This is a genomic window from Streptomyces sp. NPDC059455 (assembly GCF_042750115.1).
In the GTDB taxonomy this organism is placed as follows: domain Bacteria; phylum Actinomycetota; class Actinomycetes; order Streptomycetales; family Streptomycetaceae; genus Streptomyces; species Streptomyces endocoffeicus.
On the sequence record NZ_JBHYVB010000183.1, the window covers coordinates 21483 to 23271 of the forward strand.

Below are 1789 nucleotides of genomic sequence, written 5' to 3' on the forward strand. Positions count from 1 at the left end.
GGGGCGGGGGGCGGCCCGGGGGGCACCCTGCACCGGCGGGGCCCCCGCGCGGTTGGGGGGCCCCGTTTGTGGGGGGGGGGGGGGGGGGGGGGGGGGGGGGGGCCCCCCCCCGGGGCCGTGGTGGTGGGCGCGGCGGCGGAGTATGGGGCTCGATGTCCTGCTCGCCGTGGCGTCGTCGATCGAGTGCGCGGCGGAGGGTGTCGGTTTCGCCCGCGATGCCCGGATTCCGGTGGCCGCCGGGGTGTTGATCGGGGTGCTCGTCGGCGCCACGCTGGTGCTGCGGCGCCGCTGGGCGATCGCCGTGGTGCTGATATCGATCGCGGTCAGCCCCGCCGAAATGGGCGTGCTGCTCGGCGTCGTGGGGCTCTACACCCTCGCCTCGTCCGAGGTGCCGCGCCGGATCACGGCGGTGCTGGCCGGGATGGCGGCGGTGGGCAGCTTCCTCGTCACGGTGATCGGCCTCCGCCGGGACAACCCCCAGAGCGGTCTGGGAACCTCCGTGTGGGAGGCCCCGATGTTCGCCACGGTGCTCACCCTGGGGCTGACCGCCCCGCCCGTGCTGCTGGGATTGTACGTCCGGGCGCGGCGGCGGCTGGTGGAGAGCCTGCGGGAGCGGGCGGACGGTCTGGAGCGGGAACTCTCGCTGCTCGCGGAGCGGGCGGAGGAACGGGCCGAGTGGGCCCGTAACGAGGAGCGGACCCGGATCGCGCGCGAGATGCACGACGTGGTGGCGCACCGGGTGAGCCTGATGGTGGTGCACGCGGCGGCGCTGCAGGCGGTGGCGCTCAAGGATCCGGAGAAGGCGTCGAAGAACGCGGCGCTGGTGGGCGACATGGGGCGGCAGGCGCTGACGGAACTGCGGCAGATGCTGGGGGTGCTGAGGTCGGAGGACGGGCTGCGGGCGGGGGCGGCGTTCGCCGCCGGGTCCTCGTCTTCCGCCGCCGCTGGGTTCTCTTCCGCCGGGTCCTCCTCCGCCGGGTCCTCCTCCGCCAGGTCCTCCTCCGTCGACGCCTCCGATGCTGCCGGGGCCGCCGGGGCCGTCGCCGAGGAGAGGCCGCTGGCGGGGGTGGCGGCCGCGGCCTCGGCCGCCGCGAAGGCCGCGGGGGCCGCGGGAGCGGCCGGGAAGGGTGCGGAGGTGGCCGGGGGGCCGCGGCTGGCGGAGCTGGAGGCGCTGGTCGGGCAGTCCCGGGCGGCGGGGATGGCCGTGGAGCTCTCGGTCGAGGGCGAGGAGCGGCGGTACGCGGCTCCGGTGGAGCAGACGGCCTACCGGGTGGTCCAGGAGGCGCTGACCAACGTCCACAAGCACGCCCCGGGCGCGAGCGCCCGGGTCCGGGTGGCGCACCGCACCGCCGAGATCGCGGTCCAGGTGGAGAACGGACCATCGGAGCGCGGGGCGGCGGACGCGGGGCTGCCGAGCGGGGGGAACGGCCTGGTCGGGATGCGGGAGCGGGTCTCGACGCTCGGCGGGGGCTTTGTGTCGGGGGCCACGGAGGCGGGTGGCTTCCGGGTGTCGGCGGTCATCCCGGACGGGACGGAGGGGCCGGACGGCCCCGACCGTAAGAATGACGCGGATCACACGGACCACACGGACCACACGGACCGTACGGATCAGCCCGCGGACCGTCCGGCCGACCGCGCCGGGGGCGTGGAGCGGGCGAAGAGCGCCTAAGGGGGCGTCCGACGGAGCTTGGCGCCTGCGGCGGGCTGTTCCCCTACCCGCCCCTTCCCGGAACTGGGGCTCCGCCCCAGACCCCGGAGCGCCGGGGCTGCGCTCCAGACTCCGGAGGGT

1 protein-coding gene is annotated in these 1789 nt (G+C 76.7%); it reads left to right on the forward strand.

Annotated elements, in window-relative coordinates; translation table 11 throughout:
• Window positions 1–142 precede the first annotated feature (142 nt).
• Window positions 143–1669, forward strand: a complete 1527-nt coding sequence (locus ACFXB5_RS41590; RefSeq protein ID WP_385218633.1) for a sensor histidine kinase — start codon at window positions 143–145, stop codon at window positions 1667–1669.
• Window positions 1670–1789: the final 120 nt, after the last annotated feature.

Bases quoted from the DNA above. Each gene is read 5' to 3' on its own strand.
- ACFXB5_RS41590 (WP_385218633.1), top strand. From the start codon at position 143: ATGGGGCTCGATGTCCTGCTCGCCGTGGCGTCGTCGATCGAGTGCGCG.